This window comes from Mycolicibacterium sp. TUM20985, from assembly GCF_030295745.1.
GTDB lineage: Bacteria > Actinomycetota > Actinomycetes > Mycobacteriales > Mycobacteriaceae > Mycobacterium.
In genome coordinates, this window is record NZ_AP027291.1 from 4469622 (window position 1) to 4486708 (window position 17087).

The 17087-nt window shown below is 69.0% G+C and carries 17 protein-coding genes; 7 read left to right on the plus strand and 10 right to left on the minus strand.

The window, feature by feature from the left end:
* Positions 1-145: 145 nt before the first annotated feature.
* A complete protein-coding gene (locus tag QUE68_RS21960) occupies positions 146-1543 on the plus strand; it encodes an FAD-dependent oxidoreductase (protein WP_286274445.1) in 1398 nt (465 codons plus the stop codon).
* Here the strand turns inward: QUE68_RS21960 and QUE68_RS21965 are convergent.
* From QUE68_RS21965 to QUE68_RS21985, 5 genes are all read right to left on the minus strand, one after another.
* A complete protein-coding gene (locus QUE68_RS21965; protein ID WP_284228393.1) occupies positions 1500-2420 on the minus strand; it encodes a cation diffusion facilitator family transporter in 921 nt (306 codons plus the stop codon). The genes QUE68_RS21960 and QUE68_RS21965 overlap by 44 nt on opposite strands.
* Positions 2421-2434: 14 nt before the next feature.
* A complete protein-coding gene (gene manA / locus QUE68_RS21970) occupies positions 2435-3661 on the minus strand; it encodes a mannose-6-phosphate isomerase, class I (protein ID WP_284228394.1) in 1227 nt (408 codons plus the stop codon).
* Positions 3662-3665: 4 nt separating this feature from the next.
* On the minus strand, positions 3666-4739 hold the full coding sequence (locus QUE68_RS21975; protein ID WP_284228395.1) for a TobH protein: 1074 nt from the start codon (positions 4737-4739) through the stop codon (positions 3666-3668).
* The gene (locus QUE68_RS21980) at positions 4736-6136 is read right to left on the minus strand and encodes a phosphomannomutase/phosphoglucomutase (protein WP_284228396.1); all 1401 of its coding nucleotides are present in this window, start codon (positions 6134-6136) and stop codon (positions 4736-4738) included. The genes QUE68_RS21975 and QUE68_RS21980 overlap by 4 nt, the downstream gene beginning before the upstream one ends.
* Positions 6137-6225: 89 nt before the next feature.
* Positions 6226-6639 carry a DUF3499 domain-containing protein gene (locus tag QUE68_RS21985; protein WP_284228397.1) on the minus strand — a complete coding sequence of 138 codons (414 nt, stop codon included), beginning with the start codon at positions 6637-6639 and terminating at the stop codon, positions 6226-6228.
* A 132-nt stretch (positions 6640-6771) separates the two neighbouring features.
* On the opposite strand from QUE68_RS21985, the gene QUE68_RS21990 reads away from it, so the two are divergent.
* Positions 6772-7194 (plus strand): metallopeptidase family protein, encoded by a 423-nt coding sequence (locus tag QUE68_RS21990; RefSeq protein WP_284231217.1) that lies wholly within the window; start codon positions 6772-6774, stop codon positions 7192-7194.
* A 22-nt stretch (positions 7195-7216) separates the two neighbouring features.
* Here QUE68_RS21990 and QUE68_RS21995 read toward each other — a convergent pair whose 3' ends face one another.
* Positions 7217-7480: a WhiB family transcriptional regulator gene (locus QUE68_RS21995; RefSeq protein ID WP_284231220.1), complete on the minus strand. Its 264-nt coding sequence runs from the start codon at positions 7478-7480 to the stop codon at positions 7217-7219.
* Between the two features lie 428 nt (positions 7481-7908).
* On the opposite strand from QUE68_RS21995, the gene cofD reads away from it, so the two are divergent.
* From cofD to QUE68_RS22010, 3 genes are read left to right on the plus strand one after another with little or no spacing between them, the layout of a single operon-like run.
* The gene (gene cofD, locus QUE68_RS22000) at positions 7909-8925 is read left to right on the plus strand and encodes a 2-phospho-L-lactate transferase (RefSeq protein ID WP_284235250.1); all 1017 of its coding nucleotides are present in this window, start codon (positions 7909-7911) and stop codon (positions 8923-8925) included.
* Positions 8926-8975: 50 nt separating this feature from the next.
* Positions 8976-10280: a coenzyme F420-0:L-glutamate ligase gene (locus QUE68_RS22005; protein ID WP_286274447.1), complete on the plus strand. Its 1305-nt coding sequence runs from the start codon at positions 8976-8978 to the stop codon at positions 10278-10280.
* Positions 10277-10819: an NUDIX hydrolase gene (locus tag QUE68_RS22010; protein WP_284228400.1), complete on the plus strand. Its 543-nt coding sequence runs from the start codon at positions 10277-10279 to the stop codon at positions 10817-10819. The genes QUE68_RS22005 and QUE68_RS22010 overlap by 4 nt, the downstream gene beginning before the upstream one ends.
* Here QUE68_RS22010 and manB read toward each other — a convergent pair.
* From manB to rfbD, 3 genes are read right to left on the minus strand one after another with little or no spacing between them, the layout of a single operon-like run.
* Positions 10801-11889: a mannose-1-phosphate guanylyltransferase gene (manB, locus tag QUE68_RS22015; RefSeq protein WP_284228401.1), complete on the minus strand. Its 1089-nt coding sequence runs from the start codon at positions 11887-11889 to the stop codon at positions 10801-10803. The genes QUE68_RS22010 and manB overlap by 19 nt on opposite strands.
* Before the next feature lie 2 nt (positions 11890-11891).
* Entirely contained in the window at positions 11892-12785 is an 894-nt protein-coding gene (locus QUE68_RS22020; protein ID WP_454786381.1) for a glycosyltransferase family 2 protein, read from the minus strand.
* An 11-nt stretch (positions 12786-12796) separates the two neighbouring features.
* Positions 12797-13675 (minus strand): dTDP-4-dehydrorhamnose reductase, encoded by an 879-nt coding sequence (rfbD, locus tag QUE68_RS22025; protein ID WP_284228403.1) that lies wholly within the window; start codon positions 13673-13675, stop codon positions 12797-12799.
* Between the two features lie 66 nt (positions 13676-13741).
* Between rfbD and QUE68_RS22030 the strand changes: the two genes are divergently transcribed.
* A complete protein-coding gene (locus QUE68_RS22030; RefSeq protein ID WP_284235245.1) occupies positions 13742-15229 on the plus strand; it encodes an LCP family protein in 1488 nt (495 codons plus the stop codon).
* On the plus strand, positions 15226-15939 hold the full coding sequence (locus QUE68_RS22035) for a TIGR03089 family protein (protein WP_455013515.1): 714 nt from the start codon (positions 15226-15228) through the stop codon (positions 15937-15939). The genes QUE68_RS22030 and QUE68_RS22035 overlap by 4 nt, the downstream gene beginning before the upstream one ends.
* Here QUE68_RS22035 and QUE68_RS22040 read toward each other — a convergent pair.
* Positions 15920-17068 (minus strand): cellulase family glycosylhydrolase, encoded by a 1149-nt coding sequence (locus QUE68_RS22040; protein ID WP_284228406.1) that lies wholly within the window; start codon positions 17066-17068, stop codon positions 15920-15922. The two genes, QUE68_RS22035 and QUE68_RS22040, sit on opposite strands and share 20 nt — an antisense overlap.
* Positions 17069-17087 lie beyond the last annotated feature (19 nt).

Sequence of the window (17087 nt, forward strand, 5' to 3'; positions counted from 1 at the left end):
CGCGCGCCGGGATCTACCCGCGCCGAATGACCCCATCGAGTCGTGTGGGGCCGCCGATCGACCGACGCGATCCGCCATCGATTCGTCACCGTTGGCAGCGCCACCTCGTTCGTGTCGGGGCACCGTAGCTAGTACCGTCGCGATCATGCGGAACCACGCGATCGTCATCGGCGCGAGCATTGCGGGCATGTGTGCCGCCCGGGTGCTGTCCGATCACTACGACAGGGTCACGGTCTACGAGCGCGACGAGCTGCCCGTACAACCCGGCAACCGACACGCGGTGCCGCAGGGCAAGCACGTCCACCTGTTGATGGCGCGGGGCGCCCAGGAATTCGAGAGCCTCTTTCCCGGTCTGCTCGACGGCATGGTGGCCGACGGCGTGCCGAAGCTCGCCAACCGACCCGACTGCATTCACTTCGCCGCAGCAGGTCACGTGCTGGGAACGACGACGACGTTGCGCAAGGAGTTCACCGCCTACGTCCCGAGCCGTCCCCACCTCGAGTGGCAGATCCGCAAGCGCGCGCTAGCCATTCCGAACGTCGAATTGGTGTCCGCCAGCGTGGCCGAGCCACGGTTCGACGCCTCGCAGCAACGCGTGACGGGGGTCTTCCTCGACGCCGGTGACGAGTCGAGCGCGGTGCCCGCCGACCTCGTGGTCGATGCGACCGGACGCGGCACGCGGTTGCCTGTGTGGCTCGAGAAGTGGGGTTTCGGGCGCCCGCGGGAGGACACCGTCGACGTCGGCATCACGTACGCGACGCACCAGGTCCGCATCCCCGACGGGTTGATCGTGGAGAAGGTCGTCGTCGCCGGGGCGTCCCGCGAGCACCCCGTCGGTCTCGGCATGCTGCTCTACGAGGATGGCAACTGGGGGCTGACCACCTTCGGCACGGGAAGGGCCGAGCCACCGCGAAGCTTCGCCGAGATCTGCGACCTCGCCGACGTGCTGCTGCCGACCCACGTAAGTACGGCCGTGCGCGCGGGCGAGCCACTTGGCGAGATGGCGTTCCACAACTACCCGATGAGCCGCTGGCGTCGTTACGACCAGATGGAGCGCTTCCCCGCGGGCATCATCCCGTTCGGGGACGCCGTCGTCAGCTTCAATCCGACGTACGGCCAGGGCATGACGATGACGTCGATCCAGGCGGGCAACCTCCGGTCGGTGCTCCGGTCGGGCGATCAGGACGTCGCCCGTCGGCTGGCACTGGCGACCAAGAAGACGACGTGGCCGGTGTGGACGATGAACGCCATCGGGGACCTGGCCCTACACAACGCCGCGGCCGACGACGTGCCGTGGTGGTACCTCCGGGTCGGGCACCTCTTCGATCAGTTCCTCAGCGCCGCGGAGACGGAAGCCGAACTGGCGGAATGGTTCCTGCGTCGGTTCAGCCTGCTGGACAGCCTGTACATGGTCCCGGACGCCAGGACGCTGGGGCGGACCATCCGACACAACATGGGTCTACTGCTGGCCGAGAAGTTCGGCAGGTCCACGCGGCGGACTACGTCGTCGTCGCGCGATCGAGATCGGGTTCCAAGTAGATGACCGTCGCCGCGGGAACCGCGGCACGCACCGCCGCCTCGGCAGCATCGATGGCCGTCGCCACCGTCGCCAGATCGGTCCCCGCTGCCAACGCGAGCTTGGCGCCGACCAGCATGTCGTCGGGGCCCATGTACTGCGTGCGGAGGTGAATCACGCGGTCGACGTGCGACGTCTGCTCCAACGCGGTGCGGATCGCGCCATCCTCCCGAGGCGTCGCACCCTCGCCGATGAGGGCGCTGTGCATCTCGATCATCAGGATCACCGCGATGACCGCCAGCAGCGCGCCGATGCAGAGGGTGCCGACGCCGTCCCAGACCGGGTTGCCGGTGGCCACCGTCAACCCGACGCCCGCGAGCGCGAACGCCAGCCCGACCAACGCACCGGTGTCCTCGAGCAGTACCACCGGCAGTTCGGGGTTGCGTGAGCTGCGGATGAACCGCCACCAGCTGCCAGTGCCCTTCAGCGGCCGAGACTCCTTCATCGCGGTCCGAAAGCTGTAGGACTCCAAGCAGATCGCCACCACCAGGATGACGAGCGCCACCAACGGCGACGTCAGCTCGTGCGGGTGGATGACCTTCTCGTAACCCTCGTACAGCGCGAAGGCCGCGCCGAGGGAGAACAGCACCAACGCCACCACGAACGAGTAGAAGTAACGGCTGCGGCCGTACCCGAACTGATGCAGCGCGTCGGGCTCCTTGCTCGCCTCGCGCTGACCCCACAGCAGCAGACCCTGATTCGAGGTGTCGGCGACCGAGTGCACACCCTCCGCCAGCATCGACGAACTGCCGGTGATCACGAAACCGACGAACTTGGCCACCGCGATACCGGCATTCGCCAGCAGCGCGGCGATGATGGCGCGCTTACTCCCCGACGCCGACATGGTCGATCCCTCCCTCAGATGCCGACCGTGGCGCGGAACAGCGTGGCCGGCTGCGTGGCGAGCAGACGGATGGGTCCGTCGTCGGCGGCCACCCACGCGGCCGCCCCCCGGTCGAGTGTCAGCGTGCTCGACTTCGCGTGCACCTGCACCGTTCCCTCGGTGCACAACAGCACCTGCGGACCGTCGTGGCGCGCGGCTACGTCGGTCTCGTGCCCGAGCTCACCGCCATCGAGCCGCACGACGGACATCGCGAATTCCGGGGCGGGCGTGTCGTAGGACAGCTCGATCCCCTCCTCCACGGTCTGCGGTTTGAGCGCCTTCTCGTCGGTCGGCGTGAAGTCGAGTACCCGCAAGAGTTCGGGAACGTCGACGTGCTTGGGCGTCAACCCACCGCGTAACACGTTGTCGGAGTTGGCCATGATCTCGAACCCCATACCGTGCAAGTAGGCGTGCAGGTTCCCCGCGGGCAGGTAGATGCCCTCCCCCGGTGCCAAGGTGATCCGGTTCAGCAGCATGGCCGCCAGTACCCCCGCATCACCGGGGTACAGCTCCCCCAGCTGCAACGTCGTCTTGGCTTCCTGAGTGAATTCCGTTGCACCGGAACGCAGGTAGTTGATGGCGCCGTCGAGCACCGCGGGCACCAGGGCATCGAGGTTGGCCTGCGGCGCCGTGATCCACGTGGTGAACAACGCCCGCAGCCCGTCGGCGTCGTCCTGGCCGGCCAGCAGGTTGATGAAGGGGTCGAGCTCGGTCACCTGCAGTGCCTGCAGCAGGTCGACGCTGCGGGCGACGGGTCGAAAGCCCGCCAACGCCTCGAAGCTCGTGAGCGCCACCAACAGCTCCGGCTTGTGGCTGCGGTCGCGATAGTTGCGGGTCGGTGCCGACACGGGAATGCCAAGGCGGTCCTCGCGTGCGAAACCCTCTACGGCCTGCTCGGCGCTGGGATGCGCCTGCAGCGACAGGGGTTCCTCCGCGGCGAGCACCTTCGCCAGGAAGGGCAGGGCATCCCCGAACCGCTCGCGCGTCACCGCGCCCAGCTGGCCCTCCGGATCCGCGGCGATGGTGTCGAGCAACGACCTATCCCCGCCGTCACCCTCGAGCCACGCGGGGTCCCCCGGATGCGCGCCCAGCCAGAGTTCCGCTTCGGGATGCGGTGTGGGACTTGGCCTTCCGACGAACTCCGCGATGGCGGTGTGCGACCCCCACGCATAGGTCCGCAACGCGCCCCGTAATAGGTCCACTTGGCTAACCTCGAACCAATTTCAGATACGCGGCCGTCATCTCCAGTCGCACCGCCAACATCGCCAACTGCTGCTCGGGACGACCGTTCGGGCGCGGCGTCACGATGTCGGGCACGTCGTCGGCACTCACCACGTCCACGTCGTCGTAGCCACTGAGCGTCGAGACCATCGCGGGCCGCTCCTCGTCGGTGGCGAACACGACCGTTCGCACCCGCGTGGGGAGTGGCCCATCGAGCTCCTCGTCATGGAAGATCGACGACTCGTTTCCGTTCTTACCACTGGTCAATCCGCGGCGAAGCGCCACCAGCACATCGGCCAGTTCGACTGCAGCCGTTGGCTGTTGGGCGACCCGAAGCATGGTCGCGCCGACGTGTCGCGCGAGCGCCACGCTGGCCGCATTGCCACCGGCCAGCACGACGTCTCGGCCGGACATGCGCTCGGCGAGCGACTTGGCGGGATTGGTGAACGACTCGCGGCCCGCACTGTTGCGCAGCGCCTCGGCGTCCAGCGCGTCGGCCAGCCCGGCGAGGTCGACGCTCATTCCCGGCAGGACGACCTGCAGGGCGGCCAGCCCGGCGCCAAGATAACGGATCAGGGCGAACTCGTCGGACACGAGCAGTCGCGGGGGGAGGACAACGGCCCGGCCAGCAGCGACCTCGCGGAGCGGCCCCTCGTCGGGAGCCACCACGACTACCCTTGCGCCACGCCGGATTCCGCTCGCGGCGGCCGAGACCAGGACCCGGTCGGCGGCATCGTCGCCCGCCACCACCATGACGTCGAGTGCGCCGATCCAGGGCGGTACCTCAGAAGCCACCACGATCGGAGCCGCGGCCGAACCACCGAGGGCAGCCGCCAGCATGGCGCCGGCAGCCTCGGCAGCACCACGGCTGGCCACCCAGATCACGGTGCGCGGCAGCTGGTCTCCGCGGAGGGGTTCCAAGACGCCCTCCTCGAGGGCGGCGGCCGTCGCCCGCATCTGCGCACCAGCCATCGAGGCCGCTCGGAGCAAACCCTCGCGGTCGGCGGCGAGCAGACCCTCGACGTCGTCGAGGTCGATGGTCGCGTGGGCGGCACTCACGTGGCGGTCTCGCTGACGGAGGCGATCTCGGCGGCCACGCAGTCGACGATCTCGGCGACCCCGTCGACCGTCCTGGCCTCGACGTTGAGCCTCAGCAACGGCTCGGTATTCGACGTGCGCAGGTTGAACCAGCTGCCCTCGCCGAGGTCGACGGTGACGCCGTCGAGGTGGTCGATCGACTGGATGCGGCTGCCGAGGGCCTTCAGCACCGCGTCGACGCACGCCGGAGCGTCGGCCACGGTGAAGTTGATCTCCCCCGACGCTTCGTAGCGTTGGTAGTCGGCCATCACCTCGGACAGGGGTCGGTCCTGCTCGCCGAGGGCGGCGAGCACGTGCAGCGCGGCCAGCATCCCGGAGTCCGCTCCCCAGAAGTCCCTGAAGTAGTAGTGCGCCGAGTGCTCCCCGCCGAAGATGGCCCCCGACTCGGCCATCAGTGCCTTGATGTAGGAGTGCCCGACGCGGGAACGCACCGCGGTGCCGCCCCGTTCGGCGATCAACTCGGGTACGGCCCGCGAGGTGATGAGGTTGTGGATCACCGTGGCGCCGATCTCGCGACCGAGTTCACGTCCGGCCACCAACCCCGTCACCGCGGATGGCGACACGGGCTGACCGAGTTCGTCGACGACGAAGCAACGGTCGGCGTCACCGTCGAAGGCCAGGCCGATGTCGGCACCGGTCTCTAAGACGTGCCGTTGCAGGTCGACGAGGTTGGCGGGGTCCAACGGATTGGCCTCGTGGTTCGGGAACGACCCGTCTAGCTCGAAGTACAGCGGCAGCAGCGTAATTGACGCCAATGGCCCGAGCACCGCGGGCGTGGTGTGCCCACCCATTCCGTTGCCCGCATCGACCGCCACGCGGAGTGGACGAAGCCCGGCGATGTCGACGAGCGACCGAAGGAAGTCGCCGTAGTCGGCTAGCACGTCGCGGTCGGAGATCGTTCCCGGTGTCCCGTCGAAGCCGGGAACACCGTTGATGACCTCGTCGCTGATGGTGCTCAGCCCGCTCTCCTTGCCGACGGGTTTGGCGCCGGCGCGGCACAGCTTGATGCCGTTGTAGGAGGCGGGGTTGTGGCTGGCGGTGAACATGGCTCCCGGGCAGTCGAGCCGACCGGACGCGAAGTACAGCTGATCGGTGGACGCCAGACCGATCCTGACGACGTCCAGCCCCTGGGCCACGACCCCTTCAGCGAACGCCGCCGCCAAGGACGGGGAGCTGGCGCGCATGTCGTAGCCGATGACGACCGTGGACACCTCGCCGCCGGCGCCCTCGTCGCGGACCAACCGGGCGAAGGCACCCCCGACGTCGGCGACGAAACGCTCGTCGAGCTCGTCGCCAACCAGGCCACGAACGTCGTACGCCTTGATGACGCGGTTGACAGCCTCAGCGGGCCGAGACATAGATCTCCTTGCGAAGGGAACTCGTGCGGCCAGCCTATCGGCTGGCCTTCCGCGCTGCCGACGGGTCACGTCGATGAAGGCGGCTCTGGCTACTCCGTGGGGTCCGGCAACACGCGTAGATGTCCGCGCTTGCGCCCATTGTGCTCCGAGCGAGTCACCGGCGGGGCCATCAATGCGCCGCCGTGTACGCCCGTGACGGGATCCGAGAATCCGGCCGGAGGTCGCATCACCGCGGCGTCGCGGCCCTCGCGCACCGCATCGGCGAGGGCGACCAGGTCGTCTTCGTCGGAGTGCGAGGGCAACGGCCCCGCATGCCGTACCAGTTCCCAGCCGCGCGGCGCGGTGATCCGTCCGGCGTGCAACACGCACAGGTCCCAGGAGTGGGGTTCGGAGACGGTGGCGAGCGGGCCGACGACGGCAGTCGAGTCCTTGTAGACGAAGGTCAGCGTCGCCACGGCATAGTGCGGGCACCCGGGCCTGCAGCAGCGACGGGGAACGTTCACGGACACGAGGCTATCGCGCAGGCACGCGGTGGGTCGGCGACACGCGCAGCCCGCAACCCGCCGATCTCCAACCGTTACGATCGCCGAATGGTCGAGCGGCAGGCTGGGCGAACGAACCGCGGACGTCGGGAGATGCGCGGTCCGCTGCTACCTCCCACCGTGCCGGGGTGGCGCAGTCGGGCCGAACGCTTCGACATGGCCGTGCTCGAGGCGTACGAGCCCATCGAGCGGCAGTGGCACGAGCGGGTGTCCGGTCTGGACGTCGCGGTCGACGAGATCCCGCGCATCGCGCCGAAGGATCCGGAGAACGTCCAGTGGCCGCCCGAGGTGATCGCCGATGGTCCGATCGCCCTCGCCAAGCTGATACCTGCGGGTGTCGACGTCAGGGGAAACGCCACTCGGGCGCGAGTCGTGTTGTTCCGCAAGCCAATCGAGCGACGGGCCAAGGACACCATCGATCTGTCGGACCTGCTTCACGACGTGCTGGTGGCCCAGGTGGCCACGTACCTAGGGGTCGAACCGTCGGTCATCGACCCGACGATCGACGACGACTGACCCGCCCGGGGTCACGCCTGGATCAGATGATGCCGCGCTTGAGCCGGCGCCGCTCCCGCTCCGACAGACCGCCCCAGATGCCGAACCGCTCGTCGTGAGCGAGGGCGTAGTCGAGGCACGCGTCCTTCACTTCGCAGCCGAGGCAGATGCGCTTCGCCTCGCGGGTCGAGCCGCCCTTCTCGGGGAAGAACGCCTCGGGGTCGGTCTGCGCGCACAGCGCGTTCTCTTGCCAAAGTTCGTCGTCGGGCGTCAGGCCCACCTCGACGCGGTCGGGGACGACGCTCAGCTGTGGCCGCGCATTTACGCCACCCTGCGACGGCCCGGGATTGGTATGCGGTTCGTTGCCTACTGAGCCGAGCATCCGACTGTCGAATCGGATGACACGATCGAAATCTACGTGCTCATAAGACATCTTCCGCCTCCTTACCTGGTTTACGAGTTCCCTGTTGTCAACCCCACCGCGAACCGTCGCGGTCACTCAATTCGAACAAGTGATCGAATCTCGGTCTGCGGCACTGGAACCGGAAGCGAACCGGGAAATGACACTGATGTGATTAGACACGCGTTAGCTGCGGGGGTCAAGCGTTAGAACGGGTTTTCATACCATCCCGTGACCTAATGTCGGCGCGTCGGTTATCTGGCGTGTCGCGAAAGTGACCAAATCGGCCCCCGCCGTGGACCACCGTCGCGCTGGTGCGCCTAGTCTCGATCGGTGTGAAGGTCACTGTTCTGGTGGGCGGCGTCGGCGGCGCGCGATTCCTCCTCGGCGTCGAGCAGTACCTCGGGCTCGGCCAATTCGCGGGAATGGCAACGGGGCCGGCGGGTGACCACGAGCTCACCGCGGTCGTGAACGTCGGCGACGATGCCTGGATGCACGGCGTCCGCATCTGTCCCGACCTCGATACGTGCATGTACACCTTAGGTGGAGGTATAGATCCGAGCCGGGGCTGGGGCCATGCGAACGAAACCTGGCACGCGAAGGAGGAACTCGCCGCCTACGGCGTGCAACCCGACTGGTTCGGTCTGGGCGACCGCGATCTGGCCACCCACCTCGTCCGCAGCCAGATGCTCAGAGCCGGCTACCCCCTCTCCGAGGTGACCGAGGCGCTGTGCGCGCGGTGGCAACCGGGCGCCCGACTGCTGCCCGTCACCGACGACCGTAGCGAAACCCACGTCGTCGTCACCGATCCCGAGAGCGAGGCCGCCGACGCGGGTGCCAGGAAGGCCATCCACTTCCAGGAGTGGTGGGTCCGCTACCGCGCCCAAATCCCCACGCATGCCTTCGCGTTCGTGGGCGCCGACAAGGCCACCGCGACGCCGGACGCCCTCGCCGCCATCGCGGAGGCCGACGTCGTGTTCATGGCCCCGTCGAACCCGGTCGTCAGCATCGGCGCGATCCTCGCCGTGCCGGGAATCCGTGGGGCCCTTCGGTCGACGGCGGCGCCGGTGATCGGCTACTCCCCCATCATCGCCGGACGGGCGCTGCGCGGGATGGCCGACGAGTGCCTGTCGGTCATCGGGGTCGAGACCTCCTCGCAGGCCGTCGGAGCCCATTTCGGCGCCCGCTCGGGCACCGGCCTGTTGGACGGCTGGCTGGTCGACGAGGGTGACACCGCCGCCATCGACGGCATCGCGGTGCGCGCCATTCCGCTGATGATGACCGACCCGAAGGCCACGGCCGAGATGGTGCGCCACGGAATCGAACTCGGCGGCATCGGGACCGGCGCGTGACGGGTCCAGACCACACGCGCGATCACGGAGCGGCGGCTTCAGTCGAGATCATGCCCGTGCCGGGGCTGCCCGAGTTCAGGCCCGGTGACGACGTCGCGGCGGCGATCGCCGCAGCCGCGCCATGGTTGCGCGATGACGACGTCGTCGTGGTGACGAGCAAGGTGCTCTCCAAGAGCGAGGGCCGGATCGTCGATGCCCCGACTGATCCCGAGGCACGGGATACATTGCGCCGCAAACTCATCGACACCGAGGCCGTTCGGGTCGTGGCCCGCAAGGGTCGGACGCTGATCACGGAGAACGCGATCGGCCTCATCCAGGCCGCGGCCGGGGTCGACGGTTCGAACGTCGATTCCGCCGAGTTAGCCTTGCTCCCAGTCGATCCCGATGGCAGCGCCGCGACCCTCCGCAGCCGGTTGCGGTCGCTGCTGGGTGTCGAGGTCGGCATCGTCGTCACCGACACCATGGGACGCGCCTGGCGCAACGGCCAGACCGACACCGCCATCGGCGCCTCGGGGCTCGCCGTCCTGCACGGGTACGGCGGAGCCCACGACGCCCACGGCAACGAGCTCGTGGTCACCGAGGTCGCCGTCGCCGACGAGATCGCCGCCGCCGCCGACCTGGTGAAGGGGAAGTTGACCGGGATCCCGGTGGCCGTCGTCCGTGGTCTGACTTTGCGAGACGACGGCTCCAACGGACGCGCCCTCGTCAGGGCGGGCCAGGACGACCTGTTCTGGCTGGGCACCGCAGAGGCCCTCGACATGGGACGCCTGCAGGCGCAGCTGCTGCGTCGCTCCGTCCGCACGTTCACCGGCGATCCGGTGGACCCGGCCCTCGTCGAGGCCTCGGTCGCCGAGGCACTGACCGCCCCGGCGCCGCACCACACCCGCCCGGTGCGCTTCGTGTGGATCCGCGACCACGCGGTGCGCGTGCGCCTGCTGGACGCCATGCAGGACACGTGGCGCGCCGATCTGCTGGGTGACGGCCACCCCGCCGACGCCGTCGAGCGGCGCATCGCCCGTGGCCAGCTCCTCTACGACGCGGCCGAGCTGGTGATCCCGTTCATGGTGCCCGACGGCGCGCACACCTACCCCGACGCGACCAGGACGGCCGCCGAGACCACCATGTTCACCGTCGCGGCCGGGGCCGCGGTGCAGGCCCTCCTGGTGGCGTTGGCCGTCCGTGGCGTGGGCAGCTGCTGGATCGGCTCCACGATCTTCGCCCCCGATCTGGTGCGGCGGGAGCTGGATCTGCCGTCCGACTGGAACCCGTTGGGTGCCATCGCGATCGGACACCCGGAGGAGACGACGGGGCCCCGCGACCCCGTCCCCACCGAGGGACTCTTGACGATTCGATGACCGTGCACGCATCGGTCGTCGACACGCTGTGCCGTTGGCAGCCAACCGATCCGGACCAGGACTCCCTGCGGCTTGCGGTGCTGGCGTTCGTCCTGGCCAGGCCCGACGCCTGCGAGCGGGCGTGCGTCCCGGGCCACGTCACCGCCTCGGCCCTGGTCCTCGACCACACCGCCTCACACACGTTGCTCACCCTGCACCCGCGACTCGGTCGCTGGGTACAACTCGGCGGTCACTGCGAGGAACCCGACGCCGACATCGCGTCGGCCGCCCTGCGGGAGGCCGAGGAGGAGTCCGGCATCAGCGGGTTGACCATCGGTGACATGCCCGTCGCCCTGCACGTGCACGCGCTCACCTGCTCGCTCGGGCTGCCGACCCATCACCTCGACATCCAGTTCGCCGTCCGCGCTCCCAAGCACGCCAGGATTGCGATCAGCGACGAATCGCTGGACCTGCGCTGGTGGCCGTTGAACGCCCTGCCCGAGGATTCGGACTACGGGTTGAGGCAACTGGCGCGGGCGGCTCAGACGTCGGTCGAGTAGCGGATGCCCCCGTCGGGGATGCGCACCCCTGGCCAGACCCTCGCCCCGCGGAGCAACTCGCAGCGCGCCCCGATGTCCGCGCCGTCGCCGATCACGCCGTCGCGGATCAGCGCACGGGGACCGATGCGGGCGCCGAAGCCGATGATCGACCGCTCGATGACCGAGCCGGCTTCGATCCGCGCTCCGTCGAAGATCACCGCGCCGTCCAGTCGTGCACCGGGACCGATCTCTGCCCCGCGACCCACCACGGTCCCGCCGATCAGCAGAGCCCCGGGCGCGACCGCGGCACCGTCGTGGACGAGCTCCTCGCCGCGGTGACCCTTCAGCGCGGGTGACGGTGCGATGCCGCGGACGAGGTCCGCGGAACCGCGGACGAAGTCGTCGGGGGTGCCCATGTCCCGCCAGTAGGTGGCGTCCACGTAACCGCACACCTTGAGGCCGTCCGACAGCAGCGCCGGGAACACCTCACGCTCGACCGACACCGCCCGCCCCGTGGGGATCCGATCGATGACCGCGCGTTTGAAGACGTAGCACCCGGCGTTGATCTGATCGGTCGGCGGATCCTGCGTCTTCTCCAGGAATGCGGTCACGACGCCCCCGGAATCGGTGGGCACGCAACCGAATGCGCGGGGATCACCGACGCGCACCAGGTGCAGCGTCACGTCGGCGTCGCGGTCGTGGTGGCTGGCCAGCAGTGCGTTGATGTCGGCGCCGGACAGCACGTCGCCGTTGAACACCAGCGTGGTGTCATGGCGCAACTTCGACGCGACGTTGGCGATGCCACCGCCGGTGCCCCGTGGCTCGTCCTCGACGACGTACTCGATCTGCAGCCCGAGCTTGGACCCGTCGCCGAACTCGGCTTCGAACACCTCGGCCTTGTACGACGTCCCCAGTACGACGTGCTGGATGCCCGCCGCCGCGATCCGCGACAGCAGGTGGGTCAGGAACGGGAGGCCCGCCGTGGGCAGCATCGGCTTCGGCGCGGACAACGTCAGCGGGCGCAGGCGGGTGCCCTGCCCACCGACGAGCACGACCGCGTCGACTTTCGCCGGATCCACCGAACCACTCATCGTCAGCCCCGTTCCTTCGTCTTCGCGATCTTGCGGCGCGAGTTGCCCACCACCAGCCCCGCGCGAGCCGCGAGGGCCGACCTGATGGTCCACCGCAACGGAGCCTGCCACCAGTGCGGATGTCGGTCAGCCAGGAAAGTGTAGGTGCTGGTGTGATGAGCGGCCAAGTTGCGGACCGGGTCGCGACCGGTGGAGTGACCCTTGTCGTGCAGCACCTCCGCCGACGGCACGTAGACGTTCTGCCAACCTGCGCTCGCCAGCCGATCTCCCAGGTCAACGTCCTCCATGTACATGAAGTACCGCTCGTCGAACCCGGAGATCGCGTCGAACGCCGTCCGGCGCAACAGCAGACAGGAGCCCGAAAGCCAGCCGACCGGACGTTCGCTGGGCTCCAGTCGCTCCTGGCGGTAGGCGGCCGTCCACGGGTTGGACTTCCACAGCGGTCCGACGATCGCGTGCATGCCACCCCTGACGAGGCTCGGCTGGTGGCGGGCCGACGGATAGACCGAACCGTCGGGGTTGCGAATCAGCGGGCCCAGCGACCCGGCGTTCGGCCACCGCCTGGCCGCCTCGATCAGCACGTCGATGCTGCCGGGACCCCAGACGACGTCGGGGTTGGCCACGATGAAGAACTCCGGATCAGCGGCGGAGGAGGCGGCGTCTACGCCGTTCAGGTACTTGCGCACCGCCCGGTTGACCGCCGACCCGTATCCCAGGTTGGCGCCGGTGTGCAGCAGCCGCGCGTTCGGATACCGCTCCAGGGCCTCCTCGGGCACCCCGTCGGTGGAACCGTTGTCGGCCATGACGATGGTCACCGACCGCTCGGTGGCGTGGCTCAGCGAGGCGAGGAACCGGTCGAGATGGGGACCCGGTGAGTAGGTCACCGTCACCACCATCAAGTCCGGGTTCACGGCGTAGAGGGTAGCGGGCAGTCCGCGAGGGCGGCGGCGAGCGCGTCGCGCCACGGCCGCAGCGGGGTCAGCCCGGCGTCGGCGGACCGTCGGGCGGCCAGCGCCGAGTACGGCGGCCGCGGCGCGGGGCGCGGATGCTGGTCGGTGCCGACGGGCCGAACCCGTTCCGGATCGGCGCCGACGAGTTCGAACACCGCGCGAGCCTGCTCGAAACGGCTGGTCGCGCCCTGGTTCGCGGCGTGCAGGACGGACTCCTCGATGGATCCGCCCGCTACTTCCAGGAGCGCGCCGACCAGGTCGCCCACGTAGGTCGGAGACCCGAGCTGATCGGCGACGACGTCCACCGAGCCGTCGCCGGCCGCCAGCCTGCGCATGGTCGCGACGAAGTCGCCGCCGTCACCGCCGGAGAAGATCCAGGCGGTGCGGACGACGTGGGCGCTGGGCATCGCGCTGAGCACCGCGAACTCGCCCTCGAGCTTCGTGCGGCCGTACACGCTCGTCGGGCCGGTCTCGTCGTCGATCTCGTAGGGCCGCGGCTCCCCGCCGCCGAAGTCCCCGCTGAACACGTAGTCGGTCGAGACGTGGATGAGCTCGGCCCCCGCCCGCGCGCAGGCGTGCGCCACGTTCTCGGCTCCGCCGACGTTGACGGCGCGGGCGCCCGCTTCGTCGGACTCGGCCTGGTCGACCTTGGTGTAGGCGGCGCAGTTGAGCACCACGTCACCTGAGTTGAAGTGCCGTTCGGGCGCGGTGGGATCGGTGACGTCGCACTCGGCCGAGGTCAGCGCCAGCACGTCATGGCCACGACGGGCCGCCTCGGTCGCCAACCTCCGCCCGACGAGTCCCCCGGCACCGGTGATCACCAAGCGTTCAGACATGCCCCGAGTCTGGCACGCCGCACGGCGTTACCCGGTCTTCGGGCAACTCGCCAGTAGCCTGGGCTGATGCCAGGCCGCCTCGCCCGTATCGTCGCCGTGCTCGCGGCAGCGGTGATCGTCATCGGCACCGGCGTCGCGTGGGGCAAGATCCGTTCCTTCGAGAACGGCATCAATCACGTGTCGGCCGCCGCCCTCGGCGGCGGCGGCGAAGACGGGGCGATCGACATCCTGCTGGTCGGCATCGACAGCCGCACCGATGCGCACGGCAATCCGCTCTCGGCCGACGAGCTGGCGACGCTGCGCGCCGGTGACGACGTCTCCACCAACACCGACACCATCATCCTGGTGCGCATCCCCAACAATGGACAGTCCGCCACCGCCATCTCCATCCCGCGCGACTCCTACGTGGAAGCGCCCGGACTCGACAAGACCAAGATCAACGGTGTCTTCGGCCAGGTCAAGCTGGAGCGCATGAAGGAACTCGTCGAGGTGCAGGGTGAGGATCCCGCCGTCGCCGAGCCGAAGGCCACCGAGGCGGCCCGCGAAGCGTTGATCGAGACGGTCGCCACGCTGACCGGGGTCACCGTGGATCACTACGCCGAGATCGGATTGCTCGGCTTCTCTCTCATCACCGATGCGCTGGGCGGTGTCGACGTCTGCCTCAAGGACCCCGTGTACGAGCCGCTCTCCGGTGCGGACTTCCCCGCCGGACCCCAGAGGCTCAATGGCCCGCAGGCGTTGAGCTTCGTCCGGCAGCGCCACGACCTGCCACGGGGTGATCTCGACCGGGTGACCCGCCAGCAGGCGGTCATGGCGGCCCTGGCGCACGAGGTCATCTCGGGCAAGACCCTGTCCAGCCCGGCCACGCTCAACCGGCTGCAGGAATCCGTGCAGCGCTCGGTGGTGCTGTCCGACGGCTGGGACATCATGGACTTCGTCCAGCAGATGCAGAAGCTGGCGGGCGGCAACGTCGCGTTCGCCACGATTCCGGTCCTGCAGGAGGACGGGTGGAGCGACGACGGGATGCAGAGCGTCGTCCGGGTCGATCCCACCCAGGTGCAGGACTTCGTCTCGGGCCTGCTCAAGGAACAGGACGCCGGCAAGACCGAGCAGCTCGCCTATTCGCCGGCCAAGACCACCGCCGACGTCATGAACGACACCGACGTCAACGGGCTCGCCGCCTCGGTGTCCGAGGTGCTCAGCGGCAAGGGGTTCGTCGAGGGCTCCGTCGGCAACAACGAAACCGGTCGAGTGTCCAGCAGCCAGATCCGCGCGGCCAAGGCCGATGACCTTGGCGCGCAAGCGGTGTCGAAGGAACTGGGCAACCTCCCCATCGTGGAGGACCCGTCGGTGGCACCCGGTTCGGTCCAGGTGGTGATCGCCAATGACTACACCGGTCCGGGATCGGGCCTTGGCAACGAGGTCTCGGCCGGCGATACCACCGATGCGACGGGTGACGGCATCGACACGGCGGCCGTGGCCGCAACCGACACCCCACTTCCCGCGCCGCCCATCATCACCGCGGGCACGGACGGTCCGGAGTGCGTGAGCTGACGAATCTTGGTTCGGCGGTGATGGATCCGCTACTCGCCGTCGGATCGGCGCCCCGCATCACCTTCTACGACGACGCGACCGGCGAACGCATCGAACTGTCGACTGTGACCCTGGCCAACTGGGCGGCCAAGACCGGCAACCTGCTGCGCGACGAACTCGGCGCCGGGCCGGGCACCCGCGTCGCACTCCTGCTGCCCGCGCACTGGCAGACGCTGGGCGTGCTCCTCGGAATCTGGTACATCGGTGCAGAAGTCGTTCTGGGAGAGAACGGATGCGACATCGCCTGCGCCACGGTGGATCGCCTGGACGACGCCGACGCGGCCGTCGCACCCGCCGGCGAAGTGGTCGTCCTGTCGCTCGACGCCTTCGGCAGGCCGGTCGCCGACCTGCCGTTCGGCATCACCGACTACGCCACCTCGGTACGGGCGCACGGTGACCAGATCGTCGCCGAACGCCATCCGGGGGCCGCGTTGAACGGACGGTCGGTAGCCGAAATCCTTTCCGCGGCAACCGAAGCTGCGGGCTCCCATGACCTGGACGCGACGAGCCGCGTGCTGTCCTCGGCCCCGTGGGACACCGCCGATCAGGTCGTCGACCACGTGCTCGCGGTACTGGTCGCGGGCGGCTCCCTGGTCCAGGTCGCTCACCCCGACGCCGCGGCTCTGGCTCGACGGCGCGAGGCCGAGAAGGTCACCGCGGAGCTGAACTAGCCTTCTCGATGGGAAGTCCGTGCGGGCGAACGTGCGAGGAGACGATGCCTTCGGCCGGCTTGGCGGTGCCGTCGGATCGGTAGATCCCGAGCGTGTCCTCCGCAGCGGTGCTGCGGGAGTTTCGATCCCGCGCCGTGTAGACGTACACCGGACCCGCGTAGGGAAGGTTGCGCCACTTGTTCAGCATGTCGTCGAGAAACCCCGCCTGGGCCGCCTCGCCGACCACCGACGAGGGCTCGCCGTACTCGGTGGCCCACACCCGCTTGTCGACGTCACCGTTGAGCAGCATCACCTGCCGGATGCCGGCCAACTGGTTCAGTGGCGCGTCGGGATGCCAGCTCTCGGAGAACTTCATCGTGTACTGATACGGGTGATAGGCCAGCGCGTCGAAGAACTCCTTGGCGCCCGCGGCGTACATGCCGGTGACGAACTTGACCGGATCCATCGCAACGCCGCCATAGTCGACGACGGCGCCCAGCCCTCCGGTGACGACCACGGCCGTCGGGTCGACGGCCTTGATCTCCGGGTAGGCGGCCTTGAGCAGCGCGGTGTAGCCGGCCGGATCGGGCGCGGGTGCGTAGAACGCCACCCCGTTCGGCTCGTTCCAGATCTCGTAGGCCGAGACCTTGCCGCGGAAGTGTTCGGCCACCCTGCCCACGAACCGGCCGAACGCCGCCGGCGACGCGGGTCGTCCGGCAAGGGCGGGCTGTCCGGGCGCTACGGCCCACTGCGGCGGCGAGTTCAGCGTGGCCAGCACCGAAAACCCTTGCGAGTACGCGGCTTCGACGGTCTTGTCGACCATGCTCCAGTCGTACGCATCAGGCGTGTGCTCGATCGCGGCCCACGGGACGAGCAGGCGGACCGTCGTCACCCCCAGTGACCTCATCATCCCGAGCGACTTCTCGACGCCGTCGCCCGGCAGGCCGAGGAGGTCGGAGTCGGCGACGCCGACCGTGGTGGGGCGCTGATCGATCGGAGGCGCGGGTTCGGTCAGATCGTAGGCCCGCAGATTCGCCGCCGGGTGCATTGCGTTCGAGCCGCCGCCACACCCCGACACCAGACAGCCCGCCAGCGCTGCCGCGATCACGGTCAGGGTCCGCAGTGGACCCGGCCGTCGTGCTCGGGTCATGGGGTCTCCAGGGCGGGGC